Raw genomic sequence first — 18,987 nt, forward strand, 5'->3', positions numbered from 1 at the left:
AAATTCTAAATTCAGGAACGACCCGAAAGGCCGTAGAAAAATCTTATTTTACAGATATAGATTCCGATTGGGTACCGTTTAGGGAGGCAGGTCGTTGTGTCTCTGAATTTGATGGAGAGGGACTCAAGCGTATGATAGGCTGGACGATTGAAGACTTTCGATTCGTAAGTCCATTTCGTCAACCAAGAAATATGGGGACCCCGCACTTTGAGTTAGATCTTGAGCCAAGTGGCGATAATCTGGTAGAAGTTCTCCATTCTTTAGAAATGAATCAGCTGGACAAATTCGAGTCAATATCTGAATCATTCATTGATATTATGGATGGCGTGACGAATTTAACCATTAAGTATGATGTTGAGGCGGGTGAAAAAAGCAATAAAGAAATCACAATAATTGTGGAGGAAGATAATTATGATGTTGAGTTTAAGTCTGAGGACATATCTTCTGGGTCAAAAGAAATTCTAGTATTACTCACCCAATTACATCTAGCAGCGGACGATACATCCGTCCTGTTTTTAGAGGAACCCGAGTTACATATGCATCCTGGTGCTGAGAATAAGGTCTTTGGTATCATTCGAGATTTAGTCAAAGACTCTAAAATACAAGTTGTTATCTCAACCCATTCAGATGTTTTTGTTAATCAAGCAAATGCAAGTAGCATAACTCGTGTTGATCGAAATGGGAAAACTACTCTTCGAAGTATTAAACCTGAAAATGTAGATGTTGAACTACAGGATCTGGGTTATGAAAAGAGCGAGCTACTTCAATCCGAAGTTGTTGTTTTTGTAGAAGGTGTGTCTGATAAGAGAGTTTTACGTCAATTCTTGAGAACAGCCGGTGTTCGTATTGATGAAACGGATATCGAAATAGTAGAACTAGAAGGTATAAATAATATGAAAAAAGATTCCAAATCACTTGTTAAGCTATTATACTCATTTAACATTCCCTATCTATTCGTCCGAGACCGCCACGATTTAACTATTGAACAGGCAAGAGGAGAATTATTTGAAAAGATGACTAGAAGCGACAATAATGAATGGTGGGACGTGTCTCTGGATAATATTATTGTATGGGATGCGTATGGAATTGAAAAGTATTTGCTCATCCCTCGGGCGATATCACAGGGTTTTGAATTATCGCGGGAAGAGGTAAATGATATAATACTTAATTCGAGTGACAAAACTGATGAAGCGGATCTTCTGAACGAGGTTTTTAAACAAGAACACAAGGGCGTGACTGATGTTGAGGAGGTTTATGATAAGAAGCGTGATGGAATGTATATTGCAAAGGAAATGAAGCCAAATGAGCTACATGATGATGTTATTGATGTCCTATCTCAGATAGTTGCCCTTTCTGATAGCATTGATCCTAACTCCCTCAAGATAGACGTTTCAGACTGAGTTCACAAATTTGAGATTCGAATATTTGTACGGGTACGTCCTGATATTCTGGTCGTCACAGTACGATGCCAGTTTTGCGGGATGAATCTCCTCCCAGTTACCCGGACCGTCCTTGAGCTGCGGAACGAACGCAACAGCAACGGCTTCGTAGTCCAACTTCTCAGGTGGCACCCGCTCGATCACGATCGCCTCGTCTCCCTCCCCGTCTCGCTTGCAAACTCGATCGCCAGGTGAGAACGGATTCTTTGGTCGCTGGTCCATCTGTGCAGTACTCGGACCGAGTTCGAGCAGTTGGTTCATCGGTCGAGCGGCCATGTGATCCAACTTTTTTGGCTCGTCTCCAGAGTAGTCAGCTTGCGTTTCCGCCTTCGACCGCAACGTTTCGATCCGCTCCCATCCTAGCAGAATCAGCGCATCCTCGTTGTCTCGGTGCCAGACCATCACGATGATATCGTCTTCGTCGTCGCCCTCGAGGATCTTCTCGGGAAGAAACGCGGACACGTCCCTCGAGGTCTTCACGTCCACCTCGTAGCCGAATATCTCGAAGTCGTAACTCGAGAATGTCTCGGGATTACAACGTCGAATCGCGAACTCGTTCTTCCAGTCCCACATCTCGACCGGAATGAACTCGCGACAGAACTGTTCGAAAGCCAGTTCACCGAGGTTTCCGACTCGCTTTACGTCGATACTGCCTCTGTTCGTTTCTGAAACCTGAATAACAGCCTGGTGTTCAGCACGCTCGTTATCAATTTCATCCGGAGTGTACCGGTACATTCTAATCGCTATTAGCGCTGACGAGTCAAATTTATAAAAGATCTACTCTTCTAACTCTTCAGCGGTATCAAGGAGATCGGAGATTACGTCGTCAAAACTATCGCCCGGCTCCTTCCTCATCGTAAGTCGTTTCCAGGTTTTCTTGGAAACCGTCACTGTCGTCGTCTCGTCGCTCATATTGTTTCATTAAACTCTGAGATCAAATCTTTATGGATGTCATGATACTATGGAACCATCGACAGATAGTTTTATGAAGTCATGAGATCATGCATTTCTTAGGAGCGATACAGAATCCTGATTGTCAGGGTATAGTACTCGAAGCGTTCCGGTGCTGGAACACCGGACCGCTAGAAGCTCCCGTAATCATGGTGCGGAAGCATGACAAGCAATGCACACAGGGAACAAAAGCGTCCCTACACGACTATCGGAAGTAGTTTCGGAAATCCCCAAAGCGAACAGAGTAGGGGTCGAAGACTTAGAAAACCGTCAGTTCCCCAACTGTCGGAAAATTCGGAAACAGCCTCCTCAAGAATAAGTCATGGTGGACAGGACATTTCAGATGACCAACGGAGCCTGACCGCACGCGCCCGAAGCTCCTACACAACGACGCGTGCGGTCTGTCCGTGGTCCCAGAAATCTGAGACCATGCACGAATGCACGCTTCACCACGGTAAGAGTACCGAATCCAACCATATCGCTGACACGCACGAGGCGGTTCGATGAGCTCGGTCGACTGGCCTGCTTTGCAGGATCTGTCGTACGATCTCGTCGACGTCGATCTCCCCGGACTCCCCGGTGCAGTCGCCTGGGATGAAGCAGGTCGACAGACTCGCGACGCGATCACCGCGACGCTCCTGGAGGACTCGAGATGACGAGCGGTCCGAAGGATCTCACTCCTCGAGCCGCGTGGCATCGCTATCTCGACAGCCGGCGAACGGAGCTGACCGAGGAAACCGCGTCGACGTACCACTACCGACTGAAGCTCTTCGGCGAGTGGTGCGAAGAAAACGGGATCGAGACGGTCGACGAACTCAACGGCTGGCTGCTCGATCAGTACGAATCCTACCGGTCCGGTCAGGGTGTCGCCGCGACGACGCTCCACAACGAGATGGAGACGTTGAAGACGTTCATCGAATACCTCGAGCGGATCGAGGCCGTTGAGGACGGCCTCGCCGAACGGGTGAGCGTTCCACACGTCCCGAGCGACCAGCGATCTCGGGAAACGAAACTCTCGACCGAACAGGCGCTCGAGCTGATCCGATACTATCGATCGGACGGCACCCTATACGGCTCCAAACGACACGCACTGCTGGAAACGGCATGGCATACCGGCGCACGACTCGGTGGCCTCCGGGCGCTCGATCTCCGTGACTACGATCGCGACGAGCAGACGATCGAGTTCGTCCACCGTCCAGAGTCGAACACGGTGCTAAAGAACAAGCGAGAGGGTGAGCGAGTCGTCGCGCTGAACGAACGGGTCTGCGAGACGATTTCGACGTTCATCCAGACTAACCGTCACGACAAACACGACGAACACGGTCGACAACCGCTGTTCTCGTCGCTACAGGGTCGTCCGAAACCGGGTACGCTACGCGTCTGGATGTACCGCGCCACCTTCCCCTGTATTGCGACCGAGTGTCCGCACGGGTACGACCGGGAAACGTGCGAGTTCCGAAGCCACTCGAAGGCGAGTCAGTGTCCGTCGTCCCGCGCTCCGCACCACGTTCGAACAGGCTCGATCACCTGGCACTGTGATCGAGGCGTTCCTCGAGAAGTGACCGCTGAACGGGTGAACGCCTCACAGGACGTGATCGACGAGTACTACGACAAATCCGAAGAGCGCGACCGGATGGAGAAACGCCGCAGACCCCACCTTAATAAACTCAACATCGAGTAGACCCATGTCAGCCACTAAAACCACTTCGTGCGTCGGACTGGGCCGTGAAAACAGCGTTAGTTCAAGGCCGGGCGATCCCATATTTCTGCCGCAAACAAACTCCTCAGCGACAGCGATTAGAAGAAGTCCGCATTTGCGCGAGGCCGAGGTTCTGTGCAATGGACCGGTTCTCGGGTCTGTTCAGATCTGGGCGGTCAAATAGCGATGGTCTGGGTTGTCCAACACTCATGCGGCAGGTTCACTCGAGTCACTCGAGATACGCTGAATTACGTATCTCGCAGGGTCCCGACTGAATCGATCGGGATCAACGAGTAGTCGACGGTCCCGACGTCTTCGATCGTCCGCAGGTTTCCGACGAACGCGGAGATCGATTCGAGGTCGCCCTCGAGGACGAACAGGTCCAGACAGTAGTCGTCGACGTGGCTGTGGTCGTTCGAGACGATAATCTCCTCGTGTTCGTGTCGAAGCTCGGTAACCCGGTGTTCGATGGGTTGCGTTCCGAAGTCGTAGAGTACGCTCACGGTACCGGCGAGTTCCCGATCCTCGAGACGTTCGTCGTCGAACTCCGAGAGCAGGGTTCGAGCACCTTCCCGGACGACTTCGCTCCGACCGGTGTAGTCGTGTTCGTCCGCGAGAGCGTCGATTCGATCGATCAGTTCAGCGGGCATGGAAACGCTGACGACGGGCATATATGAACTCGATCCTATACGATAATAGAATTTGTTATTCAGTCGATAGGGGTTGTGAAATAACTAATATTAATAAGCTCGGGGACATAGTTCACAATTAGCTGATGAACGACGATCACATCCCTGTTACCGTCCTGAGTGGAAGCCTGGGGGCGGGGAAAACGACTGTACTCAACCATATCCTGACCGCAGACCACGGTCTCGACGTCGCCGTCGTCGTCAACGACATGGGAGAGGTCAACGTCGACGCCGAACAGGTCGCCCAGCAGTCCGATCTGGGTGGCGACGAGGAGATCATCGAGATGTCGAACGGCTGTATTTGCTGTCGGCTCCGCGGGGACATGCTAGACGAGGTCGGCCGACTCGCCGACCGCCGTGAGTTCGACTACTTGCTCGTCGAATCGTCGGGCATTTCGGAACCGATTCCGGTCGCTCAGACGTTCGCGATGGGGTTCGAGGACGCGAGCTTCGATCCGACCGGCACCTACGAACTCGACACGATGGTGACTGTGGTCAACGCTCACAGTTTCTGGGACTCGTTCGACTCCGGGTCCGCGCTGACTGACCAGCAACTCGAGGACGACTCCGGTCGCGTCCCCGAGGAGGTGTTACTCGACCAGATCGAGTTCTGTGACGTTCTCCTGTTGAACAAGTGTGATCTCGTCCCGGACGACGCGCTCTCGGAGATTGAGGCAGTTCTCGAGCGGCTTCAGCCCCGCGCAGAGATCATTCGGACGGAGTTCGGTGAGGTTCATCCGGATCGGATCCTCGGAACCGACGCGTTCGATTTCCAGCGGGCACAGGATTCGGCGGGCTGGAAACACGAACTCAAGCACGACCACCACCACGATCCACAGGAGGAACACGGCGTCACTTCCTTCGTCTATCAACGCGATCGGCCGTTCCACCCCAAGCGGATCGCCACGTTGCTCTCGGACCTGCCGGACGAACTCATCCGTGCGAAGGGCTTTTTCTGGAGTGCCGGTCGCGAAGACGTCGCGATGGGGGTCGACAAGGCCGGCACCTCCGTCCGCGCGGGACCGTCCGGAAAGTGGCTCGCGACCCTCCCCGAACGGGAGCGAAAGAAGTACTTCGCCGCCCGTCCGGGGCTGAAAGACGACTGGAACGACGAGTGGGGCGACCGAATGACCCGACTCGTCTTCATCGGTCGCGAGTTCGAGGAAGACGCCCTGATCGAGCGACTCGACGACTGCGTCCTCACCGACGCCGAGATGGACGAAGACTGGGACGCTTACATCGACCCGTTCGAACCACAAGAGCGACGTGAACTCGCGCTCACGAACCAGTAGATGGCGATTCCGGTCACCATCCTCTGTGGCGAACTGGGCGCGGGAAAGACGACGTTGCTCTCCGGCTTGCTCGAGTCGAGCGACCGCGAGATCGGACTCGTCGTCAACGACGTCGGCGCGGTGAACGTCGACGCCGATCTCGTCGAGGCCCGAACCGATCTCTCGACGGGCGAGGAGGTTCTCGCCCTCGAGAACGGTTGTATCTGCTGTAGCCTGAGCGGCGACCTCTCGCGGGCGGTGATACGACTCCAGCGCGAACGCGAGTTCGACCACCTCGTCGTTGAGGCCTCGGGCGTCGGCGAACCAGAGCCGATCGCCCGTCAGTTCGTCCGCGGTCCGGCGGCGGGCGTCTACGATCTCGAGTCGGTCGTGACGGTCGTCGACGCCCGTCGATTCCACGACCGGTTCGTGGCCCCGGAAACCGACGAAGTACCCGCGATCGAGGGACCGGACGAGACCGGCACGCGGCCCCTCGCGGATCTCGCCCTGGAGCAAGTCGAGTTCTGTGACTTACTCGTCGTCAACAAATGCGACCTCGTGACCGAGACCGAACGCGAGCGCGTGGTCGCGGTACTCGAAACCCTCCAGCCGAACGCGGCTGTGGTGACGACCGAGTACGGCCGCGTCGACGCCGACGATCTCCTCGGGATCGAGCGATTCGACCTCGAGACGGCCGCCGAATCGGCTGGCTGGAAGCGCGTACTCGAGGACGAAACGGCCGCTCACGACCACGACGAGCACAGTGCGGATCACGATCACGACCACGACGACCACGGTGAGGGTCACGACCACGCTGACCACCACAATCACGGCCACACGCACGACGAACCGGCCGGTCACGATCACGACCATCAACACGACGATCACCATCACGGTTCCGGCGAGGCTCACGACCACCACGATCACGCGCACCCGCCCGAGGAGTACGGCATCGATGTCGACGGCTACCGGCGTCGACGGCCGTTTCATCCCGAGCGCTTCGCCGCCCTCCTCGCCGATCTGCCGGACGGCCTCGTCCGCGCGAAGGGGCTGTGCTGGATCGCCGGCCGCGAACGCCAGGCGATCACGATGAGCTTCGCCGGTTCGGAGACGAGCCTCGAGGTCACGGGCCGCTGGATCGCGAGCCTCTCCGAACAGCGCCAGGAGCGATACCGGTCGGGAGAGACGGACCTCGAGTGGGACGAGCAGTGGGGCGATCGGGAGACTCGACTCGCGCTCATCGGCCGCGACCTCGAGATGGACGCGCTGATCGAGCGGCTCGACGACTGTCTGCTCACCGACGACGAGATGGACGACGACTGGACTGCGTTCGAAAACGACGCGCCGACGGCGATGGACGAGACCGTCACCCTCCCAGTCGACTGACGAGTCAGCATTCGAAGACCGCTAGCAGTTATCGCCCTCGAGCGTACATTCACAGACGATATGACGACAGACAGAGACGACAGACGAAGTACCGACGACCACGGACACGACGTCATCGACCCGCTGTACGTCGGAATCGTGACCGTCTCGAGTTCGCGCGCGGGTTCGGACGAGGACGATCCGGACGACCCGGGCGGCGACACAATCCAGGAGTGTTTCGAAGCGGAGGGCCACGAGGCTCGCGAGCGCCTTCTGGTGCGAGACGATTACGCGTCGATCAGAACTGCCGTTCGCGGACTGGTCGCCCGACGCGATATCGACGTCGTTCTGACGACGGGCGGAACCGGTGTGACGGCCGACGACGTCTCGCCCGAGGCGACGTCGTCACTGTTCGAACGCGAACTGCCCGGTTTCGGTGAACTGTTCCGCTCGCTGTCGTGGGACGAAGTGGGAACCCGCGCGATGGCCTCGCGCGCGACAGCGGGCATCGCGGTCGACACGCCGGTCTTTTGCCTGCCCGGGAGTACGAACGCCTGCCGAACCGCCTGCGAACAGCTGATCGTCCCCGAAGCGCCACACCTCGCGGGTCTGGCGACGAGCCACCGTGCGGACGTGACCGAGGGGTCGCTGTCCGACTACGGCGACGGAGAGTGAGCGAGGACTGGATCGTCGGCTCGGCGAGAACGCACCGACGAACGAACCGACACCGTTGAGTCCGTTCGCTCACGAGAACAGACGATGCCCGACTGCGACTACTGTGCGGCGTCGTTCGACGACGAGGATGCGTATCTCGAGCACCTCGCGAGCGAGCACGCTGGCGAACTCGGGCGGATCGACCGCCGCCGGGTCGTCGAACGCGGCGCACACGAGACCGTAAACGACGGCGACTCGTTCGTGCGGTACGGCCTCGCGATCTCGATCGTGTTCATCGTCGTCGGCGCGGTCGGCTACGCGGTCACGTCCGGGCTAGTCTAACCGTCGACCGACCCGAAGGCGTCTTCTCGAGGCGATCAGTTCACTTTCGCTCCGGTGGCGGCAGTTTAAATACTATTGGGCGCGAACGTCGGTATGCCTCCCAGTGAAACCAAAGAGGAGGCGTGACACAATGAGCGACGTACGACAGCACGCGGACGACATACACGACCAGTTTTCGGACCACATCGACGTCAGCGTCGACGACGTCGAGGACCGCCTGAGCACGCTCGTCGACGAGTACAAGGTGCCGATGGACGAGGCACGGCGAAGCGTCACCAACCACTACCTAGAGGAGGCGGGACTCGACCGCGAGGACATCTCCAGTGGCTCGAGCGAACACGTCAACGTCGAGGACGTCGACGAGCCCGAACAGTGGATCGACCTAACGGCCAAAGTCATCGAACTCTGGGACCCCCGGAGCGACTCGGTCGCCCAGGTCGGCTTGCTCGGCGATCCGACGGGAACGATCAAGTTCACCAAGTGGGCGAAATCCGACCTTCCGAGCCTGGAGGAGGGGGGCGTCTACGAACTCCGAAACGTGGTCACCGACGAGTACCAGGGCCGGTACTCGGTCAAATTGAACAGCACCACCGTCATCGAGGAACTCGATGAGGAGATCGAGGTCGGCGACGACACGAGCGTGATCGAAGGCGCCCTCGTCGACATGCAAAGCGGCAGCGGACTCATCAAGCGCTGTCCCGTCGAGGGCTGTACCCGCGTCCTCCAGAACGGCCGGTGTAGCGAACACGGCGAGGTCGAAGGCGAGTTCGACCTCCGGATCAAAGCCGTCGTCGACGACGGTATCGACGCCCACGAAGTCATCTTCGATAAGGAAGCCACCGAGGAACTGACTGGACTCAGCCTCGAGGAAGCCAAGGAGATGGCGATGGACGCACTCGATACGACGATCGTCGCCGACGAGATCGCAGACGACATCGTCGGCACCTACTACCGCATCGAGGGACCGACGTTCGGCCGGTACGTCCTTGCCGACGACGTCTCCGAACTCGACGGGCCGGCGGATGCAGAACAACTGCTGATCAAAGCGAGGTCGATGTAACATGAGCGGCGCAGAACTCACGCGCGAAGTCGCCCGACGCGTCTTCGCCTCCGAATTCAACGACTCGACGTACGCGTTCAAAGAAAGCGACGACGAGCGCGCACCCAACTACGCGCTCCTCCCGACGGGCGACCGCGCGAACCGCGTGTTCGTCGTCGGCACCTTAACCGAGACCGAGGACGTCGGCAACGACAGCGAGTACTGGCGTGGCCGCGTCGTCGACCCGACGGGGACGTTCTTCGTCTACGCCGGCCAGTACCAGCCCGAAGCGGCGGCCGCGCTCCGCGATACGGAGCCGCCGGCGTACGCCGCCGTCGTGGGCAAACCCCGAACGTACGAGACCGACGACGGGACGGTCAACGTCTCGCTTCGACCCGAATCCATCGCGATCGTCGACGAGGCGACCCGCGACCGCTGGGTCGTCGAGACCGCCGAACGCACGTTAGAGCGCGTCGAAGCGTTCGAGGAGTGGGAGGCCGAACAGGAGCCTCCCGAGAGCGGATCGACCGCACCCACGAACGAGTACGCCCAGATGGCTCGCGAGCGCTACGACTCCCCGGTCGTCAACTACCGCAACGACGTGATCCAGGCACTCGAGTCTATCGAGGGCGCACAAAACCCCGAACCGACCGCCTAACTCGCCGAACGAAACCAACCGCGACACACCACCGATTTCGTTCGGCGGGTGGACCACCGCCGGTCGATCGGCACGGATCGGCCGGCAGGAACCTTTTTGAGATCGGTACCGACGACGTCCGTATGACCGAACCGTCGACCCCATCGACCGATCGCGGTGACGATCAGAATATCGACAGCCGACCGCAACTCGTCGGCATCAACCACGTCGCACTCGAGGTGGGTGATCTCGAGAGGGCACTCGAGTTCTACGAGTCGATCTTTGCCTTCGAGCGACGCGGCCGCTCCGAGACGAAGGCGTTCGTCGATATGGGCGATCAGTTCATCGCGCTCGCGGAGACCGAGGGTGACGGGGTCGACGACGCCCGACACTTCGGGCTCGTCGTCGACGACGCAGACCGCGTCGAGCGTCGACTCGAGCAGTTGGGGATCGATCGACTCGACGCACCGGGTCTCGAGTTTCGCGATCCCTGGGGCAACCGGGTCCAGATCGTCGGCTACGAGGACATCCAGTTCACCAAAGCCGACCACGTTCTCCGCGGGATGGGGCTCGAGAAATGCGAGAAGACGGCGGCGGCGATCGAAGAACTCGCGGAGAAGGGCATGGGTCCCGACTGACGCCGGTCGGTGGCCGATGAGACGAGAACCGGTTACGACTCCGGGAGCATCGCTCGAATCGCCTCGAACTCGTCGTCGGTTACTTCGTGGCCGACGTCGGGATAGATCCGTTCGTCGACGTCACCACCCGCTCGCTCGAACGTTTCGGCTGTCTCGGCGGCGCGTTCGGGATCAATCCGTGGGTCGTCCTCGCCCCACCCGACGAGGATCGGTGTTCCCTCGAGGCCGGCGGGAATGGTTCGGTCGTTCCGGCGGTCTGCATCGCTCGCGTCGACGGGATCGGTGACGTCGGTCGCGTCGTCGACGTCGCCAGGGAGCACCCCGGAGAGGAGGAAGACCCCGCCGTAGTGCCCCGGGTTTCGGCGGACGAACTCCGCGACCACGCTCGCTCCCTGCGAGAAGCCGCCGAGAAGCGTCCGCTCCGGCGGGACGCCGATCGATCGGGCCGCCTCGAGTCCGGCGTCGACGCACTCGACGCTCGAGGTGAGCCACGGTTCGTTCTCGGTCCGCGGGGCGGTCGTCGGACGCGGGTACCACCGGCTTCGTTCGGCTTGCGGGGCGAGGAAGGCGACGCCGTGGCGGTAGAGTGGATCGAAGAGGTTGAGGACTCCCTGGGCGGTCGCGCCGCGGCCGTGACAGAGTACGACGGCCGCCTCTGTCGCCATCGCGGGTGCACCCGCAGTGAGCAGTTCCTGTCCCTCGTGGGGGCCCGACGCTGCGGTCCGTCGACGGCTCGAGTCCGTCACGATTCCCTCTCGTCTTCGGCATCGCGGTTTTCCCCGTCGCTCGGGATCCGTCCGCGCGTCGAGGCGTTCGGTGTCGACAGCGGGGGAAGCTGGCTCTCGACCAGCTCACGGTCGGCTTCGAACCACTCCGGGAGGTAAAGCGGCAGGTCGGTCGACCCCCTCGAGTCAGTCGAGTCGTCCACCTTCGCGTCCGGCCTGCGTTCGGCGGCGACGCCTTCGGTCTCGGTCGCGAGTTCGAAGAGGATCCCGCCGGGTTCGCGGACGTACAGCGAGTGAAAGAAGTGGCGGTCTTTGACCCGCGAGACGTCGTATCCGCGATCGTCGAACAGCTCGCGCCACTCGGCCAGCGCCTCTTCGCTCTCGGCTCGGACGGCGACGTGGTGGACCGTTCCCGGCCCCTCCCGACCGAACGACGCCGCTCGTTCGGCCACCGAGTCGCCCTCGAGCCCGTCCGAATCCGTTCCGGGGCCATCCGATGTTTCCTGGGTTCCAGTTCGGACGTCGACGACCGTTGCCCGATCGCCTGGCGCGCGATACCGGACGCGGCCGTCACCTTCCGCGTCGTACGCGAATCCGAGAGTCTCGAGCGTGCTCGCCGTGGCGTAGGGATTGAACGAAAGCGCCGACACGCCGTACAAATCGCGGATTGCGGCGTCTGTCGGAACGTCGCTTTCCGGCCACGGTTCGGCGGCGAGGTCGCCGGCGTCGGCATCGGCGACGAGTTCGAGTCCCGTTCCGGCGGGATCCTCGAGTCGAAGGAACCGTTCGTCGAATCGTTCGAGCGGACCGTCGACGTCGATGCCGTCGGTCTCGAGACGCTCGTGCCAGTACGGAAGCGAGCCGTCGGGAACGCGGAAGGCGACGGCGTCGACCTGTGGTTTGCCGACGCGTCCGGGATCGGCGTGTGGGTCGGGAAAGCAGGTGATGACCGTCCCCGGCGAGCCCGTCGCGTCGCCGAAGTAGAGGTGGTGCTGGAGGATATCCTCGAAGTTCACGGTTCGGGTGACGGGGTGAAGTCCCAACGCGCCAGCGTAGAAGTCGATGGCTTCCTGGGCGTCGCCGACGATTCCCGTCACGTGGTGAATCCCGAGTGTGTCCGCGAGCATGGGTGGCGTTGGGGCTCGAGCGGGTTAGCCTGCCCGACTCCGGAGCTCTCGGTTCGAGCCGTTCCGGTCGGAACGAAAGACCGTCGTCTGACGAATCGTTAAGTGCTCGGAGCGCCCACTAGCTGGCGAATGGGCAACAAGAACAAGACGATCTCGTTTCGGGTCAACGAGGACGCCTTCGAGGCGCTCCAGGACATCGCCGAGGAGCGAGACATCTCGCTTTCGGCCGTCTTTCGGGACTACGTCGACCAACTCGTCGACCACGACGGCCAGGTCGAGGTCGTTCCCACGCGCGAACTCGAGTCGCGTTCGGTGCCGGCGGAGGGCGAAGATGGCGACATCTCGTTCCCGCCGACGGTTGAGGTTCCCAAGAGCTTCATCCGCGAGCACGAACGGCTCGAACTCGAGGCCGACCACCTCCGGGAGCAACTCGACGAGTACAAGGCGTACGTCAACGACCTCCAGGACCGACTCGAGGGCGAAGACGAGGTGCTCTTGCTCGACGACCTGGATGGCGAGGACGAGTCCTACCAGCTCCGGTGATCGGACCGGGGTGGCGCGAGCGGGGGCGATGTGCGTCGATTGCGGTTCCAGAGTGCGTCTTATCTGGAGAGATTTCGTTTCTCGCGTCTGATCTCGTCGGCTTTCTCGTCTGCGCCGTCGACGCGGGCGAGTCCCTCGGCGGCTTCGAGCGTTCGTACGCCGTTGTCGAGGAACGAAAGAACGTCGCCTGGATAGGCATAGAGCATGTAATCGTCGCTCATCACGTCGACGATGGCGTCCGGGCCGAGTCCCTGGGCCCGTAACTCGAGGAGGTACCGTTGGAACTTCCGCTCGGGGCAGCCACAGTAGGGGTTGTTGTCGCAGTCACAGTCGAGGAAGTCCTGTGCGAATTCGAGGACGCGGTCGCGCGTTGCGTCGTCGAGTTTCTCGAGGCCCTCCCCCTGGAAGAGCACGTCGAGGGTCGCCCCCTTGAACGCTCCCTTCGGGATGTTCGTCTCGAGCTGGGAGCTGAGCTGTCGGTGGTTCTTGACGTAGATCTTGTCGGTGATGGCCACGCGTTGGCGAGCCTACGGTCGGCCCGCCGAAAAACGTCCCGGTCGCGAACGCGACGAGAAGCGGCGGGCCGACGTTCCCGAAAGCGGGAAAATCCGCGTCACAAACTCGCATACGGACCGTACTCGAGTCGTAACGTATTTCAGGTGGACCGATCCTAAATAAGCGTGCAAGCGTGTCCGGGTTGGGGTAGTGGTTATCCTTCAGCCTTGTGGAGGCTGAGACGCGGGTTCGATTCTCGCACCCGGACTATTCTGCGACGAACGGACGTGAGGAGCGAATAGTCCCGGGAGAGATCGAATCAGGGAGAGTGCAGTCTTCCGAGCAACGCGAGGAAGGAAGCGATCGACCGTGGTTCGATTCTCGCAGCCGGACGTTCTGCGACGAACGGACGTGAGGAGCGAATAGTCCCGGGAGAGATCGAATCAGGGAGAGTGCAGTCTTCCGAGCAACGCGAGGAAGGAAGCGATCGACCGTGGTTCGATTCTCGCACCCGGACGTTCTGCTGGCGATACGTGGAGGTGGGAATTGGCCGGGGAGAGAATCGAATCAGACGAGTCGCGCGCAGTGTGCGAGCACGTCTCGGCGTGGTTCAATTTTCGCATCCGGACGCTAGCTGGTAAAAAAGTCTGTCAGTCACGGCGGCCTCGAGCGGCGGGACAGTCGAGTCCGGACCGTTCGTACTGGCCGTCGTCGACGAGAGAGGCCTCCTGCGTCTTCTCGGAGTTAGGCCGCGACTTCTTCGGCGGCGAACGTCTCGCGAAGCCTGTCTTCGTCCGATGGCGAGAGGTTCGTCCGAATAACCTCGGGATCGTAGGGCGCGAGATCCTCGATGACGCGGTCTTCGGAGATGTCGTGGGCGAGCATGAACAGTGCGGAGTGACCGGGCTCGACGGTCTCCGACACTTCGTCGACGAACTCGTCGTCGATGCCGACGTCGGAGAACTTGCCGGCGATCGCTCCGCTGGCGGCGCCGATGGCGAGGCCGAGCCACGGCATCCAGAAGATGATTCCGATGAGTAGGCCCCAGAACGCACCGCCGAGGGCACCAGCACCGACCAGACTTCGTGCTTGTTTCACTTTGACGTGGCCGTCTTCGTCTCGAGTGACGACTGCGGCGTCGTCTAGCTGTAGTAACTCCTGTTTCTGAAGGTCGTAGAGTTCGTCACGGACGTCTTTCGCGCCGTCCATGGAATCGAACGCGAGTACGATCAGTTCTTTCATCTGCAATCGTCGAACATCGATCGAGGTGATAACTGTTTCACATGACTGTTGAGAACACAGGCGACGGTGACTGTCACCTCGTCGTCAACTCACGAGCGTCGATCCCGCTGAAATCCCGTTCGATCGCCGCTCGCTTGGATCGAACCGATCGTCAGTGTCCACATCGTGGCTGGCGTGTCGGTGATCAGGTCCCGGCGTCGGTCAGGCGCCTGACGTCCTCGTCGCTCAACGATACCTTTCGTGCTTCGAGGTTCGATGCGAGGTGTTCGGGACTCGAGGTGCCGGGAATCGGCAACACGACGGGCGACCGCTCCAAGAGCCACGCCAGCGCGACCTGTCGCCGGGTCGCGTCGTGTCCGTCCGCAATCTCGTCGAGGAGGTCGCCGTGGCTCTCGAGGTCGTCGGCGTCGATGGGTGCCCAGGGGATGAAGCCGACGTCGTTCTCGGTGCAGACCTCGAGGACGTCCGCGGAGGAACGATCGTCGACGTTGTACCGGTTCTGGACGGTTGCGATCTCGACGTGTTCGCGGGCGATCTCGAGTTGCTCGACGGAGACGTTGCTGAGGCCGACCTGCTCGACGAGCCCCTCGTCTTTGAGTTCGGCGAACGTCGCGACGGAGTCCTCGAAGGGGGTGTCGGGATCGGGGCGGTGGAACTGGTAGAGATCGATCGTGTCGGTTCGAAGTCGGTCGCGGGAGGCGAGTACCTGATTGCGGATGTAGTCGGGATCGCCGTGGGCGAGCCACTCGCCCTCACGGTTGCGAAGGAGACCGGCTTTCGTCGCCACGACGACGTCTTCCGGGTCGCCGATCGCCTCGCCGACGAGTCGTTCGCTCACGCCGGGGCCGTAGGAGTCGGCAGTATCGATGAAGCTGACGCCCGAATCGACGGCTCGTCGGACGACCTCGCGTGCGGTCTCTTCGTCCGCTGGCGAGCCGATGATTCCCTCGCCACAGAGGCGCATCGCGCCGAAACCGAGCCGGTTGACCCTCGTCTCGCCGATGTCGAACGTTTCGGTCGTATCGTTTCTCACGGACGGTCTATCGGACCCCGGCCTGATAATCGTTGACCGTCACTGGCTGGCTTCGCCAGCCGGTTCGCTCGAGGGTGGTTGCTTCGAGACCGAGACGCCTTCGGTTCGTTCGGGTGGGCCGGAACGGCGGCCGGAGTCGGCGCCGAGCAGTCGCGGGAGTGCGGTGTCGGCGAACGTCAAGCCCAACACGAGGATGATCGGGGCCAGAAAGAGCCCGTAGAAGCCGAAGACGATCGGGCCAAAGATGTACGCGAGCATCAGCAAGCCGACGTGGGTGCGCTCGCCGCTTAGATACGGCCGGAGCACGAGGTCCGGAATCGTATCGACGATGACGACTGCAAGCACCAGAAAGCCGACGAGATAGACGACCATGGCGGTGTTGCCGTCGAGGACGAGCGGAACGGCCGCCGCGATGGCGACGGGGATGTAGATGATCTTCATCCCGACGACCGGAATCAGGCTAGCGATGCCGGTGAGTGCGCCGGCGAGTGCGGGGTAGGGAATCTCGACGGCCGACGGAACGGCGAGATTGTACCCCATGAACGTGACGATGGCGATCAGCGAGATGAGGATCACGTTCAACAGGTTTCCGAACAGTACGGCCTCGAGTTCCTTGTCGGCAGTTTCCAGGTATTCGCGGACGATCGCGTCGTCGTCGAACCGAAGTAACCACTCGTGGAACTTCGCGCCGTCGATCAGAAGGTAGTAGGTGACGACGACGACGATCAACAGGTTCAACAGGACGTTCGAAACGACGCTCGTCAGCAAGCCGGCGTGGTCGACTGCAAAATCGATGAACGGATCGAAGGTGCCGGCCTGATAGGCGCCGGCCAGCCCCTGGATCGTGAGTTCCGGGGGATTCTCGAGACTCTGGACCCAGACGACGTCCTGGGGGAGCATTTCGGCGACCGGGTACTCGGCGACGAAGTTGCGGACTTCGACGACGAGGAGGGCAACGGTGTAGGTAATAAGGCCGAGTAGGGGGACCGCGAGAAACGAGATGACGAGCCCGGCGCGTGCCTTATCAGGGAGGTGAAGACGCTCGAGGGATTTGTAGAAGCGCCGCGTCGAGTAGTAGAGGAAGATGGCGATGGTAAGCGCTGCGATGAATCGATAGGCGATATACGCCGTCACGACCGCGACGCCGGCCCCGAATAAGGTAACTACCGCGCGTTTCTCGTTCATTTTGTCAAACTAGTATCGTGAGGGATTTCAAATAAATCATACGGTAGGTGACGTTCGTGAAAACTCGATCGTCGACGAGATACGAGACCACCGATCGATGATGGATGCGTTCGGAGCCATCCGTCCGTTCCGCTGTCGGATGCTCGCGGTCGTCGATGGGCATGCCAGTCGCGTCGTTTCGGTCGCAGGGATTATTCCGAACAGTGGTAACTCTCCGCGGATTTAATTACACTCTACTCGAGCAAAGCATTAAGTTTCAGATCGTCGTCGGGAACCCGTATGCGTGAGAGTAACATGCCAGTCCGGCGGCGGACCGTTATCGGAGGAGTCGGAGCCGGTGTCGTCGGCCTCGCGGGCTGTCTCGGAGAAGAAGGGGGCGACGTCGAGGAGCGTATCGACGAGGGAGCCGATGCGACCGCCGAAGTTGGAGAGGCGGGCACGCAGGACGGGCCGATCTCGGTCACTGGCGTTTGGGCCGAAGACGAAGAGGAGGACTTCCTCGCGGTCGTCGACTACGTCGAGGAAGAAACCGGGATCGAGATTACCTACGAACCGCGGGACACGGAGGCGATACTGACCGGGACTCTGATCGATTACGAGGCGGGCGTTGCGACCGCCGACGTCGTCGTGATGCCGTCTCCGGCCCGCGTTCAGTCGGACGCCGAATCGGGACACCTGGCGCCGTTGACTGACACCTGGGATCCCGAGGAGTTCGCGCCGGATCCGGACTTCGTGAGCGTCGACGGCGAAGCCTACGCCGCACCGTTCAAGATGGACCTCAAACCCGGGTTCTGGTACCGCCCGTCGTTTTTCGACGAACACGACCTCGAGGAGCCCGAAGACTACGACCAGTTCCTCGACTTGCTCGCCGAGATCGACGACATCGACGGCGTCGAAGCGCCGCTCGCGTCGGGCAACGGCGCCGGCTGGCCACTGAGCGACGTCACGGAGGCATTTATTCTTCGCCAGGACGACGGCGCGCAACTTCAACTCGACCTCATCGATGGCGACGCGGAGTTTACGGACGACCGCGTCGTCACCGCCTTCGAGGAGATTCAGGACCTCCTCGAGCAGGGGTACTTCAGCGAGGTTCGGGACTTCGGCGTCCAGTACGAGTTCTTCTGGGAGAACGAGACCCCGCTTTACTTCATGGGGTCGTGGACGCCGACGTTCGGAGCAATCGAGGATCCCGACGATCTGGACGTCTTCATGCTCCCCGGTACGGAGGCGATGGTCGCCGCCGAGAACTGGTTTACCGTTCCGGAGTACGGCGACGACGTCGAGGCGGCACGGACGGCCGTCGCCGAGATGGTGTCTGCCGACGGTCAGTCGGTGTGGGCCGAACGCGGCGGCTTCATCGCCTCGAACCTCGAGGTTCCCGAGGACGCTTACGACGTCGAGATCATGCTCGAACTCTCGCAGACGGCCGACGAGGTGGAGCTCGTGCCGGACTTAGACGACACGCTCGGCGATCCGTTCCAGTCGGAGTTTTGGTCCGTGCTGACGGGCTTCTGGGCGGAACCCGATCAGGACGTCGAGGGAATCACTGAATCGCTCGACGCCGTCCTACAGGAGACGGTCGAGGAGCAAGACGAGGTGTAGCGTGGTCGAACGCGAGCGCGCTCGCGACGGCGTCGTCGATTCGCTGATCGTCGTCGGCCAGGAACTTCGCCGACGAAATTCCAGCGCGCTCGTGGTCGACGTCCTCTATCTGTTTACGACGGCCTTTCTCGCGACGCTGGCGGTTCAGGGTGTCCGACCGGCGGTCGTCGCCGCTCTCCCCCTCCTGACCTTCCTCTATTTCGCCTGGAAGTCCACGACGGCCTTCTTCCTCGCGAACCTGCTCGCGATCGCTCTTGCGGTGATTGCGACGGAGACGGGGATCGGCCTGCTATAACAGCAACGGTCGGCCT

General features: G+C 60.3%; 22 protein-coding genes and 1 tRNA gene. 14 read left to right on the top strand and 9 right to left on the bottom strand.

The genetic code is table 11. From position 1 onward, the window contains the following. On the top strand, positions 1–1,400 hold a 1,400-nt coding region (locus tag AB7C87_RS13875), incomplete at its 5' end, for an ATP-dependent nuclease (RefSeq protein WP_369730074.1). Here AB7C87_RS13875 and AB7C87_RS13880 read toward each other — a convergent pair. Together AB7C87_RS13880 and AB7C87_RS13885 are read right to left on the bottom strand one after the other, a co-directional pair. Next, positions 1,392–2,174, bottom strand: a complete 783-nt coding sequence (locus tag AB7C87_RS13880; protein WP_502260462.1) for a DUF7961 domain-containing protein — start codon at positions 2,172–2,174, stop codon at positions 1,392–1,394. The genes AB7C87_RS13875 and AB7C87_RS13880 overlap by 9 nt on opposite strands. A 42-nt stretch (positions 2,175–2,216) precedes the next feature. Next, positions 2,217–2,351, bottom strand: a complete 135-nt coding sequence (locus AB7C87_RS13885; protein ID WP_369730076.1) for a DUF7557 family protein — start codon at positions 2,349–2,351, stop codon at positions 2,217–2,219. A gap of 542 nt (positions 2,352–2,893) precedes the next feature. On the opposite strand from AB7C87_RS13885, the gene AB7C87_RS13890 reads away from it, so the two are divergent. Next, a complete protein-coding gene (locus AB7C87_RS13890) occupies positions 2,894–3,046 on the top strand; it encodes a hypothetical protein (protein ID WP_369730077.1) in 153 nt (50 codons plus the stop codon). After that, positions 3,043–4,071 (top strand): tyrosine-type recombinase/integrase, encoded by a 1,029-nt coding sequence (locus AB7C87_RS13895; protein WP_369730078.1) that lies wholly within the window; start codon positions 3,043–3,045, stop codon positions 4,069–4,071. Before AB7C87_RS13890 ends, AB7C87_RS13895 begins: the two co-directional genes overlap by 4 nt. 266 nt (positions 4,072–4,337) lie before the next feature. Here AB7C87_RS13895 and AB7C87_RS13900 read toward each other — a convergent pair whose 3' ends face one another. Next, complete coding sequence (locus tag AB7C87_RS13900) at positions 4,338–4,760, bottom strand: CopG family ribbon-helix-helix protein (protein WP_369730079.1); 423 nt, start codon at positions 4,758–4,760, stop codon at positions 4,338–4,340. A gap of 104 nt (positions 4,761–4,864) precedes the next feature. Between AB7C87_RS13900 and AB7C87_RS13905 the strand changes: the two genes are divergently transcribed. The 7 genes from AB7C87_RS13905 to AB7C87_RS13935 all read left to right on the top strand — a co-directional run bounded on the left by AB7C87_RS13905 (position 4,865) and on the right by AB7C87_RS13935 (position 10,724). Further along, the gene (locus AB7C87_RS13905; RefSeq protein WP_369730080.1) at positions 4,865–6,070 is read left to right on the top strand and encodes a GTP-binding protein; all 1,206 of its coding nucleotides are present in this window, start codon (positions 4,865–4,867) and stop codon (positions 6,068–6,070) included. After that, on the top strand, positions 6,071–7,435 hold the full coding sequence (locus tag AB7C87_RS13910) for a CobW family GTP-binding protein (RefSeq protein WP_369730081.1): 1,365 nt from the start codon (positions 6,071–6,073) through the stop codon (positions 7,433–7,435). A gap of 60 nt (positions 7,436–7,495) precedes the next feature. Next, on the top strand, positions 7,496–8,089 hold the full coding sequence (locus AB7C87_RS13915; protein WP_369730082.1) for a MogA/MoaB family molybdenum cofactor biosynthesis protein: 594 nt from the start codon (positions 7,496–7,498) through the stop codon (positions 8,087–8,089). A gap of 84 nt (positions 8,090–8,173) precedes the next feature. Then, positions 8,174–8,410, top strand: a complete 237-nt coding sequence (locus AB7C87_RS13920) for a hypothetical protein (RefSeq protein ID WP_369730083.1) — start codon at positions 8,174–8,176, stop codon at positions 8,408–8,410. A gap of 130 nt (positions 8,411–8,540) precedes the next feature. Next, a complete protein-coding gene (locus AB7C87_RS13925) occupies positions 8,541–9,470 on the top strand; it encodes a replication factor A (protein ID WP_369730084.1) in 930 nt (309 codons plus the stop codon). Position 9,471: 1 nt separating this feature from the next. Further along, positions 9,472–10,107: an RPA family protein gene (locus tag AB7C87_RS13930; RefSeq protein ID WP_369730085.1), complete on the top strand. Its 636-nt coding sequence runs from the start codon at positions 9,472–9,474 to the stop codon at positions 10,105–10,107. 122 nt (positions 10,108–10,229) lie between these two features. Beyond that, positions 10,230–10,724 carry a VOC family protein gene (locus AB7C87_RS13935; RefSeq protein ID WP_369730086.1) on the top strand — a complete coding sequence of 165 codons (495 nt, stop codon included), beginning with the start codon at positions 10,230–10,232 and terminating at the stop codon, positions 10,722–10,724. Positions 10,725–10,756: 32 nt separating this feature from the next. Here AB7C87_RS13935 and AB7C87_RS13940 read toward each other — a convergent pair whose 3' ends face one another. After that, positions 10,757–11,470, bottom strand: coding sequence for an alpha/beta hydrolase (locus AB7C87_RS13940; RefSeq protein WP_369730087.1), 714 nt, complete (start codon positions 11,468–11,470; stop codon positions 10,757–10,759). After that, positions 11,467–12,576, bottom strand: a complete 1,110-nt coding sequence (locus tag AB7C87_RS13945; protein ID WP_369730088.1) for a VOC family protein — start codon at positions 12,574–12,576, stop codon at positions 11,467–11,469. The genes AB7C87_RS13940 and AB7C87_RS13945 overlap by 4 nt, the downstream gene beginning before the upstream one ends. A 129-nt stretch (positions 12,577–12,705) precedes the next feature. On the opposite strand from AB7C87_RS13945, the gene AB7C87_RS13950 reads away from it, so the two are divergent. Next, the gene (locus tag AB7C87_RS13950) at positions 12,706–13,119 is read left to right on the top strand and encodes a DUF8146 domain-containing protein (RefSeq protein WP_369730089.1); all 414 of its coding nucleotides are present in this window, start codon (positions 12,706–12,708) and stop codon (positions 13,117–13,119) included. Positions 13,120–13,178: 59 nt separating this feature from the next. On the opposite strand, the gene AB7C87_RS13955 is transcribed toward AB7C87_RS13950, so the two are convergent. Beyond that, complete coding sequence (locus tag AB7C87_RS13955; protein WP_369730090.1) at positions 13,179–13,634, bottom strand: DUF5814 domain-containing protein; 456 nt, start codon at positions 13,632–13,634, stop codon at positions 13,179–13,181. Positions 13,635–13,810: 176 nt separating this feature from the next. Here AB7C87_RS13955 and AB7C87_RS13960 point away from each other — a divergent pair. After that, positions 13,811–13,882, top strand: a tRNA-His gene (locus AB7C87_RS13960). A gap of 476 nt (positions 13,883–14,358) precedes the next feature. On the opposite strand, the gene AB7C87_RS13965 is transcribed toward AB7C87_RS13960, so the two are convergent. From AB7C87_RS13965 to AB7C87_RS13975, 3 genes are all read right to left on the bottom strand, one after another. Then, on the bottom strand, positions 14,359–14,856 hold the full coding sequence (locus tag AB7C87_RS13965; protein ID WP_369730091.1) for a DUF1269 domain-containing protein: 498 nt from the start codon (positions 14,854–14,856) through the stop codon (positions 14,359–14,361). A gap of 184 nt (positions 14,857–15,040) precedes the next feature. Further along, a complete protein-coding gene (locus AB7C87_RS13970) occupies positions 15,041–15,889 on the bottom strand; it encodes an aldo/keto reductase (RefSeq protein WP_369730092.1) in 849 nt (282 codons plus the stop codon). A gap of 39 nt (positions 15,890–15,928) precedes the next feature. Next, the gene (locus AB7C87_RS13975) at positions 15,929–17,074 is read right to left on the bottom strand and encodes an AI-2E family transporter (protein ID WP_369730093.1); all 1,146 of its coding nucleotides are present in this window, start codon (positions 17,072–17,074) and stop codon (positions 15,929–15,931) included. A 279-nt stretch (positions 17,075–17,353) separates the two neighbouring features. Between AB7C87_RS13975 and AB7C87_RS13980 the strand changes: the two genes are divergently transcribed. Together AB7C87_RS13980 and AB7C87_RS13985 are read left to right on the top strand one after the other, a co-directional pair. Then, positions 17,354–18,676, top strand: coding sequence for an ABC transporter substrate-binding protein (locus tag AB7C87_RS13980; protein ID WP_369730094.1), 1,323 nt, complete (start codon positions 17,354–17,356; stop codon positions 18,674–18,676). 1 nt (position 18,677) lies between these two features. Continuing rightward, a complete protein-coding gene (locus AB7C87_RS13985; RefSeq protein WP_369730095.1) occupies positions 18,678–18,971 on the top strand; it encodes a hypothetical protein in 294 nt (97 codons plus the stop codon). Positions 18,972–18,987: the final 16 nt, after the last annotated feature.

Origin of the sequence: Natrarchaeobius versutus (assembly GCF_041205745.1) — an archaeon.
GTDB classification, from domain to species: domain Archaea; phylum Halobacteriota; class Halobacteria; order Halobacteriales; family Natrialbaceae; genus Natrarchaeobius; species Natrarchaeobius versutus.